We start from the raw sequence: 18,751 nt of genomic DNA on the forward strand, positions 1-18,751 counted from the left end.
CCTGGACTCGTCACCCGCCATGAAACGCCTGCTAGCCTGTCTGTGTCTTGCCAGCCTGATCACCCCGGCCGGGGCGAGCGCCGCCTGCCCGCCTCCGCCCCCAGCTGTGCGGGATATCCGTGCCAATTCCTATTACTCGGATGCAGCTGGTTCCATCATTGATCCGGCGCTGCACGCCCAGTACAAGCGAAATATTGATCCGATCACAGATTTTCATCGCCGCGTGCTTGAGCGCGCCGATGCTTTCGTCGCCACCGGTGATATTGCGCAGGCCCGCTGCACGATTGACTGGCTGAGCGCTTGGGCGCAAGGCGGGGCACTGCTCGGTGCACTGATCAACGAGCGTGGCAACCAGGCCAACTACATCCAGAAATGGACCCTCGCCGGCCTTGCCATGGCCAGCTTCAAAGTCCGCAGTCAGCTCACGCCCGCCGATCACGCCTTGCTCGACCCCTGGCTCAAGGCCCAGGCCGAACGCAGCCTCGCCTTCTGGGACGATGCTCGCCACAAGCGCAACAACCATCTTTACTGGACCGGCCTGGCTGTTGCCGCTACAGCGGCTGCTACCGACGATGCGACTTTGTGGGGCCGGGCGCGAAGCATCTACGACGAAGCCCTGGCCCACATCGCCGCCGATGGCACGCTGGAGATGGAAATGGCTCGTGCTGGCCGAGCCCTGCACTATCACAATTACGCCTTGATGCCGCTTGCGGCCATGGCTGAACTGGCGCACAGCCGGCATGAGGACTGGTATGCGCGCGGTGATGGCCGCCTGCTGCGTCTGGCCGATAAAGTCACCGACGGCGTGCTGGACCCGGCCTGGTTCGTCGAGCAGACCGGCAAGCGTCAGGAGCTGCCCGCCGAAGGCTATCTGGGCTGGAGCGTGCTGCTCGCCGACCAGCCCCTGCGCAATCGCGACAAGCTGCAGGCTCTGGCCGCTCGCGGCCCCTTCTTTAATGCGCAGATGGGGGGTAACCCGGCCCTCACCCGCCAGAGCGCGCGCAACCAGCCCTGATCACGGCCTCGCAGTAAGATCGTGAACAGCGTCTCAGAGCATTTTCTCGGGCCGCACCCAGGCATCGAACTGCGCCGCGCTCACGTAGCCGAGGGCCTGCGCCGCATCCCGCAGCGATAACGCATTGGCATGCGCGTGTTTGGCGATTGCGGCGGCGCGGTCGTAGCCGATATGCGGACTGAGGGCCGTCACCAGCATAAGCGAGTGGCCGAGCAGCTCTGCAATGCGTGCCCGGTCCGGCTCGATGCCCTGCGCGCAATGCGTGTCGAAACTCGGCATCGCGTCACCGAGCAGACGCACGCTCTGCAGGAAGTTGTGCGCGATCAGCGGCTTGAACACATTCAGTTCGAAGTTGCCCGAGGCTCCGCCGATACTCAGAGCTACGTCATTGCCCAGCACCTGACAGCAGACCATAGTCAGCGCCTCGCACTGGGTGGGATTGACCTTGCCCGGCATGATTGAGCTGCCGGGTTCGTTCTCCGGCAGGCGCAGCTCGCCCAGCCCGCAGCGCGGGCCGGAGGCCAGCCAGCGCACGTCGTTGGCGATCTTCATCAGCGCCACGGCCAGCGTCTTGAGCGCGCCGTGCGCACTGACCAGCGCGTCGTGTGCCGCCAGCGCCGCGAAGCGGTTGGCCGCGCAGCAGAACGGCAAGCCGGACTCCGCGGCGAGGCGCGCGGCCACCGCGGCGCCGAAGCGCGGGTGGGTGTTCAGGCCGGTGCCGACTGCGGTGCCGCCGACGGCCAGTTCGAACACGGCATCCAGACTCAAGCTGATGGCACGCTCGGCGTGGTCCAGCTGTGCCACCCAGCCAGACATTTCCTGCCCCAGGGTGAGCGGCGTGGCGTCCTGCAGATGGGTGCGGCCGATCTTCACGATGCCGGCAAAGGCCTGGGCTTTCGCGTCCAGGGTGGCGCGAAGGGCCTGCAAGGCCGGCAGTAGCGTCTGCGTTAGCTCGCTGGCCGCCGCCACATGCATCGCGGTGGGAAAGATGTCGTTGGAGGACTGGCCGAGATTGACGTGATCGTTCGGATGCACGCAGCGTGCCTCACCCCGCCCGGCGCCAAGCAGTTCAGAAGCGCGATTGGCCAGCACCTCATTGACGTTCATGTTGCTCTGGGTGCCCGAGCCGGTCTGCCACACCGAGAGCGGGAAAGCGTCGGCATGAGCGCCGGCCAGCAGCTCATCCGCCGCGCGCGCGATCGCCTCAGCCAGTGCCGCGTCGAGCAGATCCAGCTCACCGTTGACCTGGGCACACGCTCGTTTGACGCGCAGCAGCGCCTGCACCAGCGCCAGCGGCAGGCGCTCGGTGGAAATACGGAAATGCTCCAGCGAGCGCTGGGTCTGAGCTCCCCACAAGGCCTCGGCGGGAACGGCGATGGCGCCGAAAGAATCGTGCTCCAGGCGGTGGTGGGGGCTCATGGCTAAGACTCCGGTGGCGGTGGGCTGATTCAGTCTAGCCCCCTGGTGTTCAGCTGGCTCGTACGGTTCAGGCGCTTGTCATCCTGCTGGGCAGTGCAAAGCCGAGTCCGGTACGACGGCGAAGCGCCCGTCAGTGAATGATCTGCTCTGGCCGTGCAAGCCCCCGCAGCCTGGCTACGGAGCTGCTTGCCCATGCTGATCGCGACAGGCCTGCCGTTCCACTCGTTGGTGTGAGCACCGTGCTTGAAGTCGCCCGCCTCAGTCGCGAAACCCGGCCCGAAGGCGGCAAGCTGTTTTTAGCTGCTGGAGCGGCTGCGGAGTTCAGTCTCGAGGGCGTGCCGGAGTGCCGGCAGGAATGGCCCGGTGCAAAGCAAACAAGGCACTCACTCTTGCGAGCCAGTGCCTTGTTTTTTCGGATGTTTGTGGTGGAGAGGATGAGGATCGAACTCACGACCTCGTCATTGCGAACGACGCGCTCTCCCAACTGAGCTACCCCCCCACGTTCAGCTTGGATTCTAATGATGATCTGGTGTGCTTGCCAAGGTGCGCGTGCACGACGCTTGAATTCAGGGAGATCGGTGTGGGGAATTGGGATCATCTTGTCGGCGCCAGCTGGCGCGGCGAGTGTTGGGCGGGGGCGCGGGCCGAGTTGCCGCTGCTTCTGGGGGTGCTGCCTTTCGGCCTGGTGTATGGGGTGCTGGGCTTGCAGGCCGGTTTGCCGGGCTGGGCTGTGGTACTGATGTCGTCGATCGTGTTCGGTGGTTCTTCTCAGGTGGTGTTTGCGCAGTTGTGGGGGGCGGGTGTGCCGGCCCCGGTGATCGTCGGCACGGTGGGTGTGGTCAATCTGCGGCATGCGCTTTACAGCGCCAGCGTGGCCCAGTTGCTGGCCGAGCTGCCACTGCGCTGGAAGCTTCTGCTGGCCTATCTGCTGACTGACGAGGCCTATATGGCAGCGGTAGGGCGTTTGACGAGCGGGCCGCGCAGCGCAGTGCGCCACTGGTTTCTGTTCGGCACCGGTTTCACCTTGTGGGCCGGCTGGCAGTTGTCCACCCTGGGAGGTGTACTGCTGGGGGCGACGATTCCGGCCGGCTGGGCGCTGGACTTCTCGATTGCACTGACCTTCATTGCTTTGCTGGTGCCTTCGCTGCGCCGGCGTAGCGAGTGTGTGGCGGCTGCGGTGGCTGGCGCAGTGGCTTTGCTGGCTCAGGGTGTGCCCTACAAGTTGTGGATCCTGCTGGCGGCGCTGGCCGGGATGCTCGCCGGGATGCTGGCGCAGGCACTGCAGCGAGGCAAATCCCATGAGTGAGAATCTGCTGTTGTGGCTGTGCATGCTGGCGGGCGGATTGCTGACCTTCGCCACGCGCGCCGCCTTTTTGCTGGGGGGGCGGCGTTTTCATCCCGGGCCACGCTTTCGTCTGATGCTGGGCTATGTGCCACCGGCAGTGCTGGCGGCCCTGATTGCGCCGGAAATTTTCGTGAGCAAGGGCGTACTGCTGAGCGATCCGGCCAATCCCCGCTTGTGGGCGGCGCTGGCTGCGGCGCTGGTGGCGTGGAAGACGCGCAGTGTGCTGGCGACGATTGCTGTCGGTTTGCTGCTGGTTTGGTGTTTGCCGTACTTGCTCGGTTTGCTTTGAGTGTCGATCGGGGGCGATATTCTTCGTGGCTTGTAGGGGAAAGCACTGATGCCCGAAAGTGTGAACTAATTCACGATTGCCCACTTTGTGCACATGGGATCGTCGGGAGGGGCCTGACGGGGTGTGCGGCAAGGGAGTGGCAACGTGGTACGTAGAAGCATTGCAGGGCTCTGGACATGTGGCTTGCTGGCCGGTCTGGGGATGGCGCAGGTCGCGGCCAAGGATCTGGTTCTGGCTGAAATCCATCCGCCGGGGCATGTCATCGTGCAGTCGGAGGAAGTGCTGCACAGCAAGCTGGCCGAGCTGACCAAGGGGGAGTTGCAGGTCCAGGTCAAGCACAGTGGCCAGGCAGGCAATGAGGCGCAGGCCTGGGACAAGGTCAAAGCCGGCACGCTGGACATCGCGCGCGTCAATCTGGCAATGCTGGCCAAGGACATGCCGGCGGTGAAGCTGGTCAGCCTGCCTTATCTGTTCCGCTCCCGCGAGCACATGTGGCGCGTGCTGGAGGGGGAGTTCGGTAAGCGCATCCAGAGTGAGGCGGAGAAGGTGGGCGCCGTGGTGTTGACCTATTACGATAGCGGCACGCGCTCCTTCTATTCGACCAAGCAACCGATCCGCAGCCTTGCTGATTTCAACGGCTTGCGCGTGCGGGTGCAGGATTCACCGGTCTACAAGGATCTGATCCTGCAGTTGGGTGGCACGCCGGTGGTGCTGCCGTATGACAAGGTGGGCGAGGCTTTCCAGAAGGGCGAGATCGATGCGGCGGAGAACAATGTGCCGTCCTATGTCTCCAGCGGTCATTACAAGCTGGCCAAGCACTACAGCTTCGACGAACACTCGGCTGTGCCCGAGGTGCTGGTGGTGTCGCGCAAGACCTGGCAGGGGCTGAGTGTTGCCCAGCAGCAGGCCTTGTCGAGTGCCGCTGCGAGCTCCTCGGCCCAGATGAAGACGCTGTGGGCCGACAGCGAGCTGCAATCGCTGGCCAAGGCGAAGAAGGAAGGGGCGGTGATCACTGACAAGTCCCGCATGTCGATGTCCGGCATCGAGGGTTTCGCAGTGAAGCTGTACTCGAAGTACATCACCGATCGTGATGAACTCGAGACGGTGCTGAGCATCCTGCGCACCAAGTAAGGCTTGCGGCCTGTCCGCAGGGCTTCAGCCCGGCCACGAGCCGGGCTTTTTCATGTTTGCGTCAGCAGCAACTTGAGATCGGCAGCTACGCGCGCCGCAGTTTCACCGTGGCGGGCGAAGAGGCGGGCCCGGCCGTCCGGTCCGAAGAGGTAGCAGCCGGCGCTGTGGTCGATGGTGTAGCGGCCGCCGGCGATATCGCCCTTTTTCTCGTAATACACCTTGAACTCCTTGGCCACGGCGGCAATTTCAGCGTCCGAGCCGGTCAGCGCCAGGAAGCGTGGATCGAAGGCGTTCATGTACATCGTGAGGCGTTCGGGAGTGTCGCGGGCCGGATCCACGCTCACGAAGAGCACCTGAACTCGTTCGGCCTCGGCCGGGCTCATCAGTTGCAGGGCTTCCTTGAGCATCATCAGGCTGGTCGGGCACACGTCCGGACAGTTGGTGTAGCCAAAGAAAATGGCCACCACCTTGCCGCGAAAATCGGCGAGGGTGCGCACCTGACCATGCTGATCCTTCAGGCGCAGCGCCGGGCCGTAGCTGGCGCCGGTTACGTCGGTGGTATTGAAGCTCGGGCCCTGTTCGCAGGCGCCAAGCACCAGCAGTGCAGGCAGGCTCAGCAGGTTGTGGAGCAAGGTTCGGCGCTGCATCTCAGGCACCTGCCTTAAGTGCATCGAGCAGCTTCTCATGAACGCCACCGAAGCCGCCGTTACTCATCACCAGAATCTGGTCGCCGTGCCTGGCTTCCTGAGCGACTGCGGAGACCAGCGCGGCGAGCTCATCGAAGCTCTGTGCCTTGTCGCCGAGCGGAGTCAGGGCCTCGGCAGCATCCCAGCCGAGGTTCTTGGCAAAGCAATACACCTTGTCGGCCTCGGTGAGGCTGACCGGCAATTGGGCTTTCATGGTACCGAGCTTCATGGTGTTGGAGCGTGGCTCCAGCACTGCCAAGATGCGCCGCTTGCCCACCCGCTTGCGCAGTCCGGCAAGCGTGGTGGCAATTGCCGTAGGGTGGTGGGCGAAGTCGTCATACACGGTGACCCCGCGAGCATTGCCACGCGCTTCCAGGCGTCGCTTCACGCCGGCAAAGCGCGACAGCGCGTCGGCTGCTGTGGCCGGTGTGACGCCCACATGGCGGGCGGCGGCCATCGCGGCGAGCGCATTCAAACGGTTGTGCTGGCCGGCCAGCGGCAGGATGCACTGGGCGGCTTCGCGGCCGCTGAGGCTGAAGGCAACCTGGTCGCGGCCGTCATCTTCACGTACCTGCCAGATCCCGTCGCCACCGCCGAAATACTCCAGCTCACTCCAGCAGCCGCGTGCGAGTACCCGGCGCAGCGAATCTTCGTTGCCGTTGGCGAGGATGCGGCCGTGTTGCGGGATGGTCCGTACGAGGTGGTGGAATTGGGTCTCGATGGCAGCCAGGTCCGCAAAAATGTCGGCGTGGTCGAATTCGAGGTTATTCAGGATCACCGTGCGCGGGCGGTAGTGCACGAACTTGCTGCGCTTGTCGCAGAAAGCGGTGTCGTACTCGTCGGCCTCAACCACGAAGAAGGGGGTGTCGGTCAGGCGTGCCGAGATGCCGAAGTTGCTGGCCACACCACCGATCAGGAAGCCGGGGTTGAGGCCCGCATCTTCGAGGATCCAGGCCAGCAGCGAAGCGGTGGTGGTCTTGCCGTGGGTGCCGGCTACAGCGAGCACCCACTTGCCCTGCAGAATGTTGTCCGCCAGCCATTGCGGGCCGGAGGTGTAGGGCAGGCCGCGATCGAGGATGGCTTCAAGCAGCGGGTTGCCGCGCGAGACAGCATTGCCGACCACGAAGAGGTCCGGCGCCATCGCCAGCTGGTCCGGCGAATAGCCTTCCACGAGGGCGATGCCTTGCTCGGCGAGCTGGGTGCTCATCGGCGGGTAGACGTTGGCGTCGCAGCCGGTCACGGTATGGCCGGCGGCACGGGCCAGCAGGGCGATGCCGCCCATGAAGGTGCCGCAGATGCCGAGGATGTGGATATGCATGGAGCTGGAGCCTGCCTGTGTACAATGGCCTCGATTCTACCTCTCGCGAGCCGCCCGCATGCCTGCCCGCTCGAATACCCCGGATACCGTCGTTGGCGATCTGCGCCGCAGCATCGCCCACCAGGCCGCGCGCCTGATTGCTGAGGAAGGCATCGAGGATTACGCCTTCGCCAAACGCAAGGCTGCACGCCAGCTGGGCGTGCCGGAGCGGGATCTGCCGAGCAATGCCGAGATCGAAGGAGCGCTGCGCGAATGGCGCACCATCTTCAGTGATGAAGATGATGCCGAGCGCCTGCAGCAGATGCGCGCGGCAGCGCTGGTGGTGCTGCGTCTGCTGACTCCGTTTCGCCCGTATGTGACGGGGGCAGTCATCGACGGCATGGTGGATGCCTTCTCCGAAGTCGAGGTCGAGGTCTATGCCGATAGCGCCAAGGACGTGGAAATCTATCTGCTTGGCCGCGATGTGCCCTACGAGCATCAGGAAGTGCGCAGCACGGGGCACGATGCGCCGGAAGCGATTCTGGTCTTCGATTGCGATGAGGTGCCGGTCAAGCTCTATGTACACAATCACGTTGCCGAGCGCACGCCGCGTCGCAACCATGCCGGTGCTATCCAGGAGAAGTTACGCCTGGATGCATTCGAGGCCCTGCTCGGGCTGCAAAAATGAAGCTGGCGCGCGTGGCGGGACTGTTCGCTGCGATTCTGTTGAGTGCGCTGCTGGGGGGGCTGCTGCGTGAGCGGATGACTCAGGCTGGGCCGGAGCAGGCTGATGCTGCATTGCAGAAACTCCTGGCGCGTGAGTGGCCGGATGTGGCCGGACAGTCCCAGCCGCTGGCCCGCTGGCGCGGACAGCCGCTGCTGATCAACTTCTGGGCCAGCTGGTGTGGGCCTTGCCGCGAGGAAATGCCACAACTGGAAGCCTTCGCGCAGGATAAAGCCCGTCACGGTGTACAGGTGCTGGGCCTGGCCTGGGAGAATCCGGCCAGCGCTGCGGCCTTTTTGCACGAAACGCAGGTTTCCTATCCGGTTCTGGTGGCTAGCGGCGGCGTACGTGAAATTCTGACAGCCTTGGGTAACCCTGCTGGCGGCCTGCCTTTTTCGCTGCTGGTGGATGCCGGCGGACGCCTGCAAGCCGTGAAACTGGGGGCTTTCAGGGCAGGCGAAGTGGCCCGCCTGGTAGCCCAGCATGCGGAAGCGAATGGGCGTAACTTGAAGTGAAAGATGGACAACGTGCAGCGAAGTGCGGCAAACTCGCGGCCATGAAGAACAGCTCGACCAAGAAGACGAAGAAGTCTGCCGAGGCCCAACAGGCTGACGTTTCGTCCCACACTGCGCGTATTTTGGTTCTGCAAGGCCCGAACCTGAACATGCTCGGTGTGCGGGAACCGGCCGTCTACGGCAGTACTACCCTGGCTGACATCCATCGCGCCATGGAAGACCGCGCTCGTGCCTCCGGTGCGCTGCTCGAATCCTTCCAGAGCAATCACGAAGGCGAGCTGATCGATCGCATCCAGGCGGCCTACACCGAGGGTGTGGACTTCATCATCATCAACCCGGGTGGCTTCGGCCATACCAGCGTGGCTTTGCGCGATGCGCTGGCTGCCGTTTCGATTCCCTTCGTGGAAGTTCATCTTTCGAACATCCACGCTCGTGAGCCCTTCCGCCACCACACCTACCTCTCGGCGATTGCCGTGGGGGTGATCTGTGGTCTCGGTGCAGAAGGTTACCAGTACGCCCTCGACTACGCGTTGAACAAGCTGCTGGCACGCTGAATCCCGATTCAACTGGCGCCGCCTTGCTGCTGCGCCATCTTTACCATTGGAGTGAGACATGGACCTCAGGAAACTCAAGAAACTCATCGACCTCGTGGAAGAGTCCGGCATTGCCGAACTGGAAGTGACCGAGGGCGAGGAAAAGGTACGCATCGCCAAGCATGTGGCGAACAGCGCTCCGATGAGTTACATGACCCAGATGCCGGCCGCTGCGCCTGCTGCCCCGGTTGCCGCTCCGGTGGCCGCCGCCCCGGCCGTGGCAGCCCAGCCTGAAGGCCATGTCGTGAAGTCGCCGATGGTAGGCACCTTCTACCGCTCCTCCTCGCCGGGCGCCAAGCCCTTCGCCGAAGTTGGTCAGAACGTGGCCCAGGGCGAGACTGTGTGCCTGATTGAAGCCATGAAACTGATGAACGAAATCGAGGCCGATGCGGCCGGCGTCATCAAGGCCATCCTGGTTGAAAACGGCCAGCCGGTCGAATTCGGTCAGCCGCTGTTCATCATTGGCTAATAGGAGGAAGAGGGCAGAGATCTGAGGTCTGGGGACTGAGTTGAACCCGGTTAGCATTGCTGACCGCCAACAATCACTCAGTTCTCCGTTCCCGGTATTCAGTCCTCAGAAAAACCATGTTCGACAAGATCCTGATTGCAAACCGCGGCGAGATTGCGCTGCGCGTGCTGCGCGCCTGCCGCGAGATGGGCATCCGCACCGTGGCGGTGCACTCCGAGGCGGATGCCGAGGCCAAGTATGTGAAGCTGGCTGATGAGTCGGTGTGTATCGGCCCGGCCTCTTCCGCCCAGTCCTACCTCAACGTGCCGCGCATCATTGCCGCCGCTGAAGTGACTGATGCCGAGGCGATTCACCCCGGTTACGGTTTCCTCTCCGAGAATGCCGACTTCGCCGAGCGCGTCGAATCCTCCGGCTTCGTCTTCATCGGCCCGCGGCCGGAAACCATCCGCCTGATGGGCGACAAGGTTTCTGCCAAGCAGTCCATGATCGAAGCTGGCGTGCCCTGCGTGCCGGGTTCGGGGGGGGCCCTGCCGGAAGACCCCAAGGAAATCGTCAAGATCGCCCGGGCCATCGGTTACCCGGTGATCATCAAGGCTGCTGGTGGTGGTGGTGGTCGCGGCATGCGCGTGGTGCATACCGAAGGCGCGCTGATTTCTTCCGTGGCCATGACGCGTTCGGAAGCCGGTGCTGCCTTTGGCAACCCGACCGTGTACATGGAGAAGTTCCTCGAGAACCCGCGCCATATCGAGATCCAGGTGCTTGCCGACCAGCATGGCAACGCGATCTATCTGGGCGAGCGCGATTGTTCCATGCAGCGCCGTCACCAGAAGGTGATCGAAGAGGCGCCGGCTCCGGGCATCGACCGCAAGCTGATCGCCAAGGTGGGCGAGGCCTGCGTGGCCGCCTGCAAGCGCATCAACTACCGTGGCGCCGGCACTTTCGAGTTCCTGTATGAAAAGGGCGAGTTCTTCTTTATCGAGATGAACACCCGCGTGCAGGTGGAGCACCCGGTCACCGAGCTGATCACTGGCATTGATATCGTGCAGGAGCAGATCCGCGTTGCCGCGGGCGAGAAGCTGCGCAATACGCAGAAGGAAGTGCACCTGCGTGGTCATGCCATCGAATGCCGCATCAACGCGGAAGACCCGTTCAAGTTCACGCCCTCGCCGGGCAAGATCCTCACCTGGCACACGCCGGGCGGCCCCGGCATCCGCGTCGATTCGCACGTGTTCACCGGCTACACCGTGCCGCCGCATTACGATTCGATGATCGGCAAGGTCATCGCTTACGGTGATACCCGCGAGCAGGCAATTCGCCGCCTGCGCATCGCGCTCTCGGAGATGGCGGTCGAAGGCATCAAGACCAACATCCCGCTGCACCAGGAAATGCTGATGGATACCCATTTCGTGCAAGGCGGCACCAGCATCCACTACCTGGAAAAGAAACTCGCCGGGAATACCTGATCGATGTGGCACTCCGTCTCCCTCAAGGCTGCAGCAGAGCAGGCCGAGGCATTGTCCGAAGCCCTGATGGAGGCGGGCGCGTTGTCCGTCTCGATCGAGGATGCCGATGCCGGTACCGAGCGCGAAACACCGCAGTTCGGTGAGCCCGGCAGCGTTAACGAGAAACTCTGGGATCACAGCGTGGTGATCGCGCTGTTCGATGCCGGTGTCGATCTGCCGGCGGCGCTGGCTGCAGCGGCCGACGAAGCCGGTCTCGAGGATGTGCCACCCTTCACGGTCGAGGATGTGGCGGAGCAGAACTGGGTGCAGCTCACCCAGGCTCAGTTCGACCCGATCCACATCACTGACCGGCTGTGGATCGTGCCGTCCTGGCACCAGTCGCCTGACGCCAATGCCATCAACATCGAGATGGATCCGGGTATGGCTTTCGGCACCGGCTCGCACCCGACCACCCGCTTGTGTCTGCAGTGGCTGTGCGATGTGGTGACGACCGGCGCAACCGTGCTCGATTATGGCTGTGGTTCCGGCATCCTCGGGATTGCTGCGGCCAAGCTCGGTGCAGGCACGGTGACTGGTTGCGACATCGATCCGCATGCCGTTGAAGCCAGTCATGCCAACGCCGAACGGAATGGCGTTACGAATGCAACGTGGCAAAATAGTGCCAAGCATATCGCCGGCGAATTCGATCTCGTGGTGGCCAACATTCTCACCAATCCGCTCTGTGTCCTGGCTCCCGGCATCGCCGCTCGCGTGAAGACCGGCGGCCGCCTGGCCCTCTCCGGCGTGCTCGCCACCCAGGCGCAGCAGGTCATTGACGCCTATGCTCCGTACATTGCGCTGATGGTGGGCGCCGAGCATGAAGGCTGGATTCGCCTGGAAGGCCGGCGCGCATGCTGACAACGCGCTGCCCGCACTGCAGCACTCAGTTCCGGATTCGTCCGGAACAGCTCTCGGTGCGTGGCGGGCGGGTGCGTTGTGGCCACTGCCAGCAGCCCTTCTCCGCGCTGGCCCATCTGGAAGAACTCGACGACGAAAACGATCCGGCGCCGTCAGCACCCGCCGGCGCCCCTGCGAGTACGCCGCCAGCTGCGCCGCCAGTCGTCGTGCAGCCCGCCCCGGTCACGCCTGCTGCCCGGCCTGTGGCTCCGGCGCCAACTGCGACCATCGCGTCACCGGCCGTTGCGCAAACCGCGGTTTCCCGTGCCAAGCCGCTGGTGCCTGAGGCTACGCGCAGCAATTCGATCAGCACTCCGGCTGATACGGCGCAGCCCCGGACCCCGTCAGTCAGTGTCGCGCCTTCAGCTCAGGTGATCGAGCCTATCGAGGCGCCCGCGGTAGGTGACGATTTCACCATGAACATCCAGCTCGACGGCCCTTCGCCGGCCGAGGTCCGCGCCGAAATGGCGGGCGGGCTGGACTTCGATATCGACGGTCTGGACGAGGCTGATGTCGCTGCGGCGCCGCCGGAGCCCGTGGCAGAAGCGCGCAGCGAGCCCTATGTCTCGCAGATTGCCAAGGAACTCGGGGTGGGGCGTTACGACGCGTCCGCCGACATGGTCTTTGGCCAGACAGTCATGCTTGAAGAGCCGATCGACATCCCGGGTATCCCGGATGGCGAACCGGATCGTGGCCCGGCTTCCCTTTTTGATGAACGTCAGCGCCAGCTCAAGACGCCGCCGGCCCAGGTCGAGGACCGTCGTCGCGGCCAGCGCCATTGGGTGTGGGCCGGCGGGCTGGTCCTGCTGCTGTTGCTGGGCTGCCTGCAGTTCGCCTGGCTGTTTCGCAGCGAGCTCACGCGCTGGGTGCCGGACAGTCGTCCGCTGCTCGAAAAGGCCTGCGCGCTGGCCGGCTGCAGCGTGCCTTATCCGCAAGTGATCAAGGCTGATGGCGACGATCTGATCGTCATCGAATCCAGCAGTTTCACGCCGGATAGCACGCAGGAAACCAGCTTCCGCCTGAATGCTACGGTGCTCAACAAGGCGGGCTTCAACCAGGCTTGGCCACACCTCGAGCTCACCATCACGGATCGCTTCGACATCGCCATCGCGCGCCGTGTGCTGGCGCCTGCCGAATGGCTGCCACCGGCCTATGCCAGCCTGCCGGCCTTCGAGTCGCACAGCGAAGTCACCGCTAACCTGACCCTGAATCTGGGGCAGTTACCGGCTTCGGGATATCGTCTCTACGTCTTCTATCCGTAACGTGGCGTGCCCCTGTGACGCCTGCGCGGGTTGGCAGTATCTGTCCTGAAGATCCTTCACCGTGCCGGCTGCAGAAGCGCCATGTTCCTGCAGATAGCTTTCCCCTGTTCTGCGCGGGGTTGGCAAGTGCCTGATCATCCTTCAGGATTCAGGCTTCGCGTACCCGCGCGATTCCCCATTTGACGAGAGCAAACAAGATGACGACTGTGACCCTGGGTGGCAACCCGATCGAAGTGGCTGGTTCTTTCCCCAAGAAGGGCGATGGCGCCGCTGAATTCAAGCTGGTCGGTGCGGATCTGGCTGAATACGGTCTGGCCAGCTTTGCCGGTCAGCGCAAGGTTCTGAACATCGTGCCGAGCCTTGATACCGGCGTGTGCGCGGCTTCCACCCGCAAGTTCAACGAGAAGGCCTCCAGCCTGGCCAACACCGTGGTGCTGGTGATCTCTGCGGATCTGCCTTTCGCGGCCAAGCGCTTCTGCGAAGTTGAAGGCCTCGCCAACGTGAAGACTCTGTCCACCTTCCGCGATGCCGCCTTCAAGGGCGCTTACGGCGTGGATATCACCAGCGGCCCGCTCGCCGGCCTCACTGCCCGCGCCGTGGTGGTGCTGGATGCCGACAACAAGGTCCTGCACGCCGAGCTGGTGCCGGAAATCAAGCAGGAACCGGATTACGAAGCCGCACTGGCGGTGCTCTGAGCTTTCCCTGCTTGAATGAAAAACGGCCGCTGATGCGGCCGTTTTGTTTGGTTCAGCGCCAGAGCAGGGCGTGGATCAGCCAGGCGCTACCCATCGTGGCGAGCCAGAATCCCAGTCCGGCCCAGAAAGCCCATGGGCTCTCCAGCTCGGTATCGCGCCGAAAGTGCTGACAGAGTTTTCGGCCAGGCCAGCGGAGCACGATTTCGCCCACAAATTCGGCCACCCCTCCGATGAGCGCTTCCGAGATGCGTCCTAATGGCACGACGTTCAGCGCGCGAGATAGGCAGAGCAGGCGGTTTTTACATGTTCCAGCGTAATGCCCTGCATGCATCGCGCCTCTGCGCACTGAGTGGGCTGCTCACCGAAGCTGCGTGAGCAGCGCTGGATCCAGTCGCGATGGCGGCGGAAGGTGTTGGTCTGGTTGCGGCAGGCGATCTCGATCGACACCGCAGTGAAGGGGCTGGTTGCCCAGTACTCGCCGGCGCCGCTGATGAGGCTCGAACCGGGACCGAACAGCGCCACGGTGGGGGTGCCGACGATGCGGGCCAGGTGTGCGACACCCGTGTCCGGGCAGACGATCAGACCTGCGCCGGAAAACAGCCGGGCGAGCTGGGCGAGGTCGAGCTGACCGGCATAGCTGGCAAACCGCCCTTTGGGATCGGCCGCCGTGACCAGCGCGGTTTCCCTGGCTCCGGCGCTCCATACGGGGGTGGTACCTTGCGCCGCGAGCCAGTCGGCCAGCGCAGCCCAGCGTTCGCTCGGCCAGTATTTGAGGGGGGAAGATGCGCCCAGATGGAGCACCGCATAGGGCGTGGAGGGGGCGCTGAAAGGCGCTGCCGCAGGCAAGGGCCAGTCTGTTGCCTGATAGTGCTGCGCCGGCCCCTCGATCAGATCGGCGCAAAAGTCACCGAAAGCAGCGGGGGCGTCCGGGAAGGGACGTGCTTCGTCGAGCAGCCAGTTTTTCCAGTGCGGTGTGTCGTCGGCAAAACCGAGCACCCATTGGCTCAGCGCGCGGGCCAGCGGGCTGTAGCGATTCTCTGTCGGGATGATCACCAGATCGAAAGGGGCTGCTGCCAATATGCTGGCGATGTCGCCCTGGCGCGGGTTCCAGGGCAGGGCGGTGAAGCCGAAGGGCTGCCCGGCGTAGAGCGGCGCCAGCGCGGTCGGACAGCTCAGATTGCGCCTGGCCTGCGGGTAGCGGGCGGCGATGCGGGCCAGCAAGGGCGTGAGCATCAGGGTATCGCCCAGCAGCAGATGGTGCAGGACGAGGATGCTTTGCGGCGCCTCGGGTTTGCGGCGCCGCCAGGCACTGGGATTGAGAAGCTGACGAGCGAGGCGGCCGAAAATGCTCAGCCGCGCGCGGGCCCGACTCATCCGGCCACGCGCTGGAAGGCAGCTTCCATGCGCGTGATCATGCGCTCAAGACCACAGTTTTCGACGGCGAACTCGCGTGCAGCGGCTCCGAGCTTGTCGGCGTCCTGCGGATTGTCGAGCAGCTTGCGGATCGCGCTGGCCAGGGCCTTGCTGTCCTTGGGCGGCACCAGCACGCCGGTGAGGCCGGCCTTGACCACGTCGGCCGAGCTGCCGATCGGGGTGGTGATCACCGGCAGGCCGACCGACATGGCCTGCATCACGGCCTGGGACACGCCTTCGTTGGCGAAGGAAGGCAGGGCAAACACATCCAGCGCCTGCAGCCAGGGCACCACGTCGCGCTGCTGGCCGGCGAAGCGCACCACGCGGGTGAGGCCGAGCTCCACGGTGAGGCGGTTGAGCTTGTCGCGCTGCGGGCCATCACCCACGATCACCAGCCGGATGCGCGGATCGTTGAGTTCGGCGACGGCCTTGAGCAGGAACTTGTGGCCCTTCCAGGAGCGCAGGGTGGCGATGATGCCGATCCATACGGCATTCACGTCCAGCCCCAGCTTTTCGCGCGCTTCGACCTTGTTGCCGGGCACGAAGCGCTTGGTGTTGATGCCGGTGAATACGGATTGCACACGGTAGGCCGGCAGGCCCAGGCCGTCGATCAGCTCATGGCGCAGACCTTCGCCGGTGGTGATGATGTGCGAGGCGGCCTTGCCGTAGAGCCAGCGGTTGGCGAAGGTGTTGGCCACCGGCGCCGAAATGTGGCGGGTGCGCAGCACTGGCACGGATTTCTTGCCGAGCGAGAGGTTGGCCAGCGCGACGAGCCAGGAGTCGGTCGAGCTGTGGGTGTTGATGACGTCGATCTCGCCACGATTGGCGACGATCCAGGCGCGCATGGCCTTGAAGTCCGGCCAGCGCTTTTCGCGGATCGGCAGCGAGACGGTTTTTACGCCCCAGTCGCGGGCACGCGCGTAGAGGGTGGATTCCACCGGGCACAGGATGGTCACGCGGTGGCCGCGCTCCATCATGCCGCGCGATTCTTCGAGGATGCGGATTTCCTGACCGCCCCAGCCGCAGGAGGACTCGGTGTGCACGATATGCAGCGAGCGTACGGATAGCAGGGTGTTGTATTGCGCCATGATGGGTGCAGGTGCCGAAGAAAGTAAGGGTCGATTATAGCTGGCTGGCTCCGCCGAGCAGCTGCCGGTAAAGCGCCACCAGTTGAGCGGCCATCGCTTCGTTGCTGAGGGTGTCCACACTGGCCCGGGATGCGTTGCGGAAGGTGCTGCAGCGCAGCGGATCGTGCATGGCTTCGAGCAGGCGGTGAGCGGCGGCGGCCATGCCGGGGATGTCCAGGGCATCGACGCGCTCGCCGTTCTCGCCGAGACGCACCAGTTCGGCTGCGCCGGAGCTGGTCGAGGTCAGGACCGGCAGACCGCTGGCAAGGGCCTCGATGGCGGCATTGGGCATCGGATCGTAGAGCGTGGGCAGGGCGAACACGTCGGCTGCGCCGAGGTAGGGGGCAACGTCCTTCTTCGGACCAAGGAAGCGCACCCGGCTGGCCACGCCCAGGCGCTCGGCGCGTTTTTGGAGGCGGCGGGCATGCCTGTCCTTGCCGATTACCCACAGCTCGGCCTGGGCCAGCGCCGGCTGGGCCAGCGCCTCGATCAGCTGCGGCACCCCCTTGCGTTCGAAGCCGGAGCCGACGAAGAGCAGTACGCGGGTGGACTCGGGTACTCCCAGCTGTTCACGGACCTTCTCGCGATGCAGTTCGCGCAGGCCCGGGTGGAAATGAACGTGATCCACACCGTTGTGAATCACGTGGAGCTTGCTGGCAAGCTGGGGATAACGGTGGGCAATGTCCTGCCGCACCATCTCGGAGTTGCAGATCACCGCGCGCAGCTTGGCATCGCGGAACATTCGGTCTTCCATGCGCAGGATGTAGCGATGCCAGGGCGACAGGCTCTGGGCGAGGCGGCCCAGCGGGCTCAGCGTGCGGGCGCGCTGCTCGAGCCAGCTGGCATGTACGCCGTCGCCGGCGCGGAAAATGTCGCAGCCGGGAATGCGCTCGTGGCTCTGCACCAGATCGAAGACTTGGGTCTTGATCAGCGAGCGCACGCTGCGCGTGAAAGTGATGTCGCGCAGCAGGCGGCCCAGGCGGGGGGCTCCGAGCAGCTTCACCTTGACGCCCGGTTTGTGCTCGCCACCCCAGTTGCGCGTGATCAGGGTGATCTGTACGGCGTTTTCGCCGAGCGCCTTCAGTGCGCGTTCGACGAAGCGCTCGGCGCCGCCGTAGGGGTTGTAGGCCTGGCGCACGATGGCCAGGTGCAGCGGAGCGGCAGCGTCGCGGCTTTCTTTCATCAGGGGGCAACCCGGTCGATGGCATCCAGCACCTGCTGCACGCCGATGGCATACAGGCATTCTGACAGCTTGCCGCCGCCACAACCATCCTGTCCGCAGGGGCGGCAGCTGTGGCTGCTGGAGACGACTTCGCTTTTCACCATCCACGGACCCCATTCCTTGTCGCCGGAGGGCCCGAAGAGGGCCACGCAAGGCGTGCCAACGGCGGCAGCGATGTGCATCGGGGCGGAATCCACACCGATGAAAAGTCTGGCGCGGGCCGTCAGCGCAGCGAGTTCGCGCAGACTGAACTGGCCGGCGAGATTCACCACTGGCACCTTAGCGGCCGCAATGATTGCCTCCACCATTTGCTGCTCGCGCGGATCGGGTGCGGCAGTGATCACGATCTTCTCGCCGCGTGCCGCCAGGGCCTGCAGCAACTGAGCGTTGAGCTTGGCCGGCCAGCACTTGAAGAACCAGCGTGAGGCCGGGTGCAGCTGGATGAAACTGCCGGCCGTGAGGCCATGGGCATTCAGCAGCACATCGATTTTTGTTTCAGCCTCCGGGCCGGGGTGCATCTGCAGTCGGCGCGCCTCCGTGGCGGGCTGGATGCCAAGGCGGCGCAGCGCATCCAGATGGGTGTCGACGGTATGGCGGCGCCCGCCGCCGACCGTGCGGTACAGATGGCTGAAGGAGTTTTTCCACCACTTGGCCTTGCCTGCGCGCTGCGGGGCTACTGCCCAGCGCGGTGTGAGCAGGCGGGTGAGCCAGGCGCCACGTGGGTGATCGGTGAGGTGGATGACCAGATCGTAATGGCGGGCCCTGAGCGCTTTCAGCAGCGCCCATTCGTGGCGCAGCTGGGCCAGCGGGCCGAGTTTCTTCCAGTTGCGGCCGATACAGTGCAAGCGGGCGAGGTCGGGATGGCCTTCCAGCATCGGCGCTGTGTCACTGAAGATCAGGGCATCGATCTCGCAGTCTGGCGCTGCGGCCTTGAGGCTGGAGAAGACGGGCGAGGTGAGCAGCACGTCGCCGTGATGGCGCAGCTTGATGACCAGTGCCCGGCGCAGCAGGGCGGGATCTATGGCATCGGCCAAGTAGGAGGCAGTCGGAGCAGGCATGGCCGGATTGTAACGGAGCGCGCCATGTTGCATTGCGGGCGACGCTGGTACTCCAAACTGCTACGCTGACACTAATCAGAGAAGCCCTTGTC

The 18,751-nt window shown here is 64.3% G+C and carries 20 protein-coding genes and 1 tRNA gene; 12 read left to right on the forward strand and 9 right to left on the reverse strand.

Translation table 11 applies throughout. From position 1 onward, the window contains the following. The first annotated feature begins 19 nt into the window (after positions 1–19). Positions 20–1,015 (forward strand): alginate lyase family protein, encoded by a 996-nt coding sequence (locus HJ583_RS13555; protein WP_170022413.1) that lies wholly within the window; start codon positions 20–22, stop codon positions 1,013–1,015. A gap of 33 nt (positions 1,016–1,048) precedes the next feature. Here HJ583_RS13555 and fumC read toward each other — a convergent pair whose 3' ends face one another. Continuing rightward, on the reverse strand, positions 1,049–2,434 hold the full coding sequence (gene fumC, locus HJ583_RS13560; protein WP_170022414.1) for a class II fumarate hydratase: 1,386 nt from the start codon (positions 2,432–2,434) through the stop codon (positions 1,049–1,051). A gap of 423 nt (positions 2,435–2,857) precedes the next feature. Continuing rightward, a tRNA-Ala gene (locus HJ583_RS13565) sits at positions 2,858–2,933 on the reverse strand. An 81-nt stretch (positions 2,934–3,014) separates the two neighbouring features. Here HJ583_RS13565 and HJ583_RS13570 point away from each other — a divergent pair. The 3 genes from HJ583_RS13570 (at position 3,015) to dctP (ending at position 5,199) form a co-directional block, all read left to right on the forward strand. Further along, positions 3,015–3,740, forward strand: coding sequence for an AzlC family ABC transporter permease (locus HJ583_RS13570; protein ID WP_101940871.1), 726 nt, complete (start codon positions 3,015–3,017; stop codon positions 3,738–3,740). Continuing rightward, the gene (locus tag HJ583_RS13575; RefSeq protein WP_170022415.1) at positions 3,733–4,068 is read left to right on the forward strand and encodes an AzlD domain-containing protein; all 336 of its coding nucleotides are present in this window, start codon (positions 3,733–3,735) and stop codon (positions 4,066–4,068) included. Before HJ583_RS13570 ends, HJ583_RS13575 begins: the two co-directional genes overlap by 8 nt. A gap of 144 nt (positions 4,069–4,212) precedes the next feature. Beyond that, positions 4,213–5,199 carry a TRAP transporter substrate-binding protein DctP gene (gene dctP, locus HJ583_RS13580; protein ID WP_328824889.1) on the forward strand — a complete coding sequence of 329 codons (987 nt, stop codon included), beginning with the start codon at positions 4,213–4,215 and terminating at the stop codon, positions 5,197–5,199. Between the two features lie 50 nt (positions 5,200–5,249). On the opposite strand, the gene HJ583_RS13585 is transcribed toward dctP, so the two are convergent. Both HJ583_RS13585 and mpl read right to left on the reverse strand, forming a co-directional pair. Next, entirely contained in the window at positions 5,250–5,846 is a 597-nt protein-coding gene (locus tag HJ583_RS13585; protein WP_170022416.1) for an SCO family protein, read from the reverse strand. A gap of 1 nt (position 5,847) precedes the next feature. After that, entirely contained in the window at positions 5,848–7,203 is a 1,356-nt protein-coding gene (mpl, locus tag HJ583_RS13590) for a UDP-N-acetylmuramate:L-alanyl-gamma-D-glutamyl-meso-diaminopimelate ligase (RefSeq protein WP_170022417.1), read from the reverse strand. Between the two features lie 58 nt (positions 7,204–7,261). Here mpl and HJ583_RS13595 point away from each other — a divergent pair, with 58 nt between their 5' ends. The 8 genes from HJ583_RS13595 to tpx all read left to right on the forward strand — a co-directional run bounded on the left by HJ583_RS13595 (position 7,262) and on the right by tpx (position 13,839). After that, positions 7,262–7,870, forward strand: a complete 609-nt coding sequence (locus tag HJ583_RS13595) for a hypothetical protein (protein ID WP_235943844.1) — start codon at positions 7,262–7,264, stop codon at positions 7,868–7,870. Further along, positions 7,867–8,421 carry a TlpA disulfide reductase family protein gene (locus HJ583_RS13600; RefSeq protein WP_217423421.1) on the forward strand — a complete coding sequence of 185 codons (555 nt, stop codon included), beginning with the start codon at positions 7,867–7,869 and terminating at the stop codon, positions 8,419–8,421. Before HJ583_RS13595 ends, HJ583_RS13600 begins: the two co-directional genes overlap by 4 nt. 41 nt (positions 8,422–8,462) lie before the next feature. Further along, positions 8,463–8,975, forward strand: a complete 513-nt coding sequence (gene aroQ, locus HJ583_RS13605; RefSeq protein ID WP_170022418.1) for a type II 3-dehydroquinate dehydratase — start codon at positions 8,463–8,465, stop codon at positions 8,973–8,975. 58 nt (positions 8,976–9,033) lie between these two features. Beyond that, the gene (gene accB, locus HJ583_RS13610) at positions 9,034–9,483 is read left to right on the forward strand and encodes an acetyl-CoA carboxylase biotin carboxyl carrier protein (protein WP_170022419.1); all 450 of its coding nucleotides are present in this window, start codon (positions 9,034–9,036) and stop codon (positions 9,481–9,483) included. Between the two features lie 116 nt (positions 9,484–9,599). Continuing rightward, entirely contained in the window at positions 9,600–10,946 is a 1,347-nt protein-coding gene (gene accC / locus HJ583_RS13615; RefSeq protein WP_170022420.1) for an acetyl-CoA carboxylase biotin carboxylase subunit, read from the forward strand. 3 nt (positions 10,947–10,949) lie between these two features. Beyond that, complete coding sequence (gene prmA / locus HJ583_RS13620) at positions 10,950–11,843, forward strand: 50S ribosomal protein L11 methyltransferase (RefSeq protein ID WP_170022421.1); 894 nt, start codon at positions 10,950–10,952, stop codon at positions 11,841–11,843. Next, complete coding sequence (locus tag HJ583_RS13625) at positions 11,837–13,144, forward strand: DUF3426 domain-containing protein (protein ID WP_170022422.1); 1,308 nt, start codon at positions 11,837–11,839, stop codon at positions 13,142–13,144. Before prmA ends, HJ583_RS13625 begins: the two co-directional genes overlap by 7 nt. Positions 13,145–13,341: 197 nt before the next feature. Further along, positions 13,342–13,839: a thiol peroxidase gene (gene tpx, locus HJ583_RS13630; protein ID WP_170022423.1), complete on the forward strand. Its 498-nt coding sequence runs from the start codon at positions 13,342–13,344 to the stop codon at positions 13,837–13,839. 52 nt (positions 13,840–13,891) lie between these two features. On the opposite strand, the gene HJ583_RS13635 is transcribed toward tpx, so the two are convergent. The 5 genes from HJ583_RS13635 to rfaQ are packed head-to-tail and all read right to left on the reverse strand — an operon-like array spanning position 13,892 to position 18,659. After that, positions 13,892–14,101 (reverse strand): hypothetical protein, encoded by a 210-nt coding sequence (locus HJ583_RS13635; RefSeq protein WP_170022424.1) that lies wholly within the window; start codon positions 14,099–14,101, stop codon positions 13,892–13,894. A gap of 5 nt (positions 14,102–14,106) precedes the next feature. Next, entirely contained in the window at positions 14,107–15,213 is a 1,107-nt protein-coding gene (locus HJ583_RS13640; protein WP_170022425.1) for a glycosyltransferase family 9 protein, read from the reverse strand. Then, positions 15,210–16,340 carry a glycosyltransferase family 4 protein gene (locus HJ583_RS13645; RefSeq protein WP_101940882.1) on the reverse strand — a complete coding sequence of 377 codons (1,131 nt, stop codon included), beginning with the start codon at positions 16,338–16,340 and terminating at the stop codon, positions 15,210–15,212. The genes HJ583_RS13640 and HJ583_RS13645 overlap by 4 nt, the downstream gene beginning before the upstream one ends. A 34-nt stretch (positions 16,341–16,374) precedes the next feature. Further along, positions 16,375–17,562: a glycosyltransferase family 4 protein gene (locus HJ583_RS13650; protein ID WP_170022426.1), complete on the reverse strand. Its 1,188-nt coding sequence runs from the start codon at positions 17,560–17,562 to the stop codon at positions 16,375–16,377. Beyond that, a complete protein-coding gene (gene rfaQ / locus HJ583_RS13655; RefSeq protein WP_170022427.1) occupies positions 17,562–18,659 on the reverse strand; it encodes a putative lipopolysaccharide heptosyltransferase III in 1,098 nt (365 codons plus the stop codon). Before rfaQ ends, HJ583_RS13650 begins: the two co-directional genes overlap by 1 nt. Positions 18,660–18,751 lie beyond the last annotated feature (92 nt).

Origin of the sequence: Uliginosibacterium aquaticum, from assembly GCF_012972705.2 — a bacterium.
Lineage (GTDB): Bacteria > Pseudomonadota > Gammaproteobacteria > Burkholderiales > Rhodocyclaceae > Uliginosibacterium > Uliginosibacterium aquaticum.

Coding starts and splice junctions, on each gene's coding strand:
- HJ583_RS13555 (WP_170022413.1), top strand. CDS start 20: ATGAAACGCCTGCTAGCCTGTCTGTGTCTTGCCAGCCTGATCACCCCG.
- fumC (WP_170022414.1), bottom strand. CDS start 2,434: ATGAGCCCCCACCACCGCCTGGAGCACGATTCTTTCGGCGCCATCGCC.
- HJ583_RS13575 (WP_170022415.1), top strand. CDS start 3,733: ATGAGTGAGAATCTGCTGTTGTGGCTGTGCATGCTGGCGGGCGGATTG.
- HJ583_RS13585 (WP_170022416.1), bottom strand. CDS start 5,846: ATGCAGCGCCGAACCTTGCTCCACAACCTGCTGAGCCTGCCTGCACTG.
- mpl (WP_170022417.1), bottom strand. CDS start 7,203: ATGCATATCCACATCCTCGGCATCTGCGGCACCTTCATGGGCGGCATC.
- HJ583_RS13595 (WP_235943844.1), top strand. CDS start 7,262: ATGCCTGCCCGCTCGAATACCCCGGATACCGTCGTTGGCGATCTGCGC.
- HJ583_RS13600 (WP_217423421.1), top strand. CDS start 7,867: ATGAAGCTGGCGCGCGTGGCGGGACTGTTCGCTGCGATTCTGTTGAGT.
- aroQ (WP_170022418.1), top strand. CDS start 8,463: ATGAAGAACAGCTCGACCAAGAAGACGAAGAAGTCTGCCGAGGCCCAA.
- accB (WP_170022419.1), top strand. CDS start 9,034: ATGGACCTCAGGAAACTCAAGAAACTCATCGACCTCGTGGAAGAGTCC.
- accC (WP_170022420.1), top strand. CDS start 9,600: ATGTTCGACAAGATCCTGATTGCAAACCGCGGCGAGATTGCGCTGCGC.
- prmA (WP_170022421.1), top strand. CDS start 10,950: ATGTGGCACTCCGTCTCCCTCAAGGCTGCAGCAGAGCAGGCCGAGGCA.
- HJ583_RS13625 (WP_170022422.1), top strand. CDS start 11,837: ATGCTGACAACGCGCTGCCCGCACTGCAGCACTCAGTTCCGGATTCGT.
- tpx (WP_170022423.1), top strand. CDS start 13,342: ATGACGACTGTGACCCTGGGTGGCAACCCGATCGAAGTGGCTGGTTCT.
- HJ583_RS13640 (WP_170022425.1), bottom strand. CDS start 15,213: ATGAGTCGGGCCCGCGCGCGGCTGAGCATTTTCGGCCGCCTCGCTCGT.
- HJ583_RS13645 (WP_101940882.1), bottom strand. CDS start 16,340: ATGGCGCAATACAACACCCTGCTATCCGTACGCTCGCTGCATATCGTG.
- HJ583_RS13650 (WP_170022426.1), bottom strand. CDS start 17,562: ATGAAAGAAAGCCGCGACGCTGCCGCTCCGCTGCACCTGGCCATCGTG.
- rfaQ (WP_170022427.1), bottom strand. CDS start 18,659: ATGCCTGCTCCGACTGCCTCCTACTTGGCCGATGCCATAGATCCCGCC.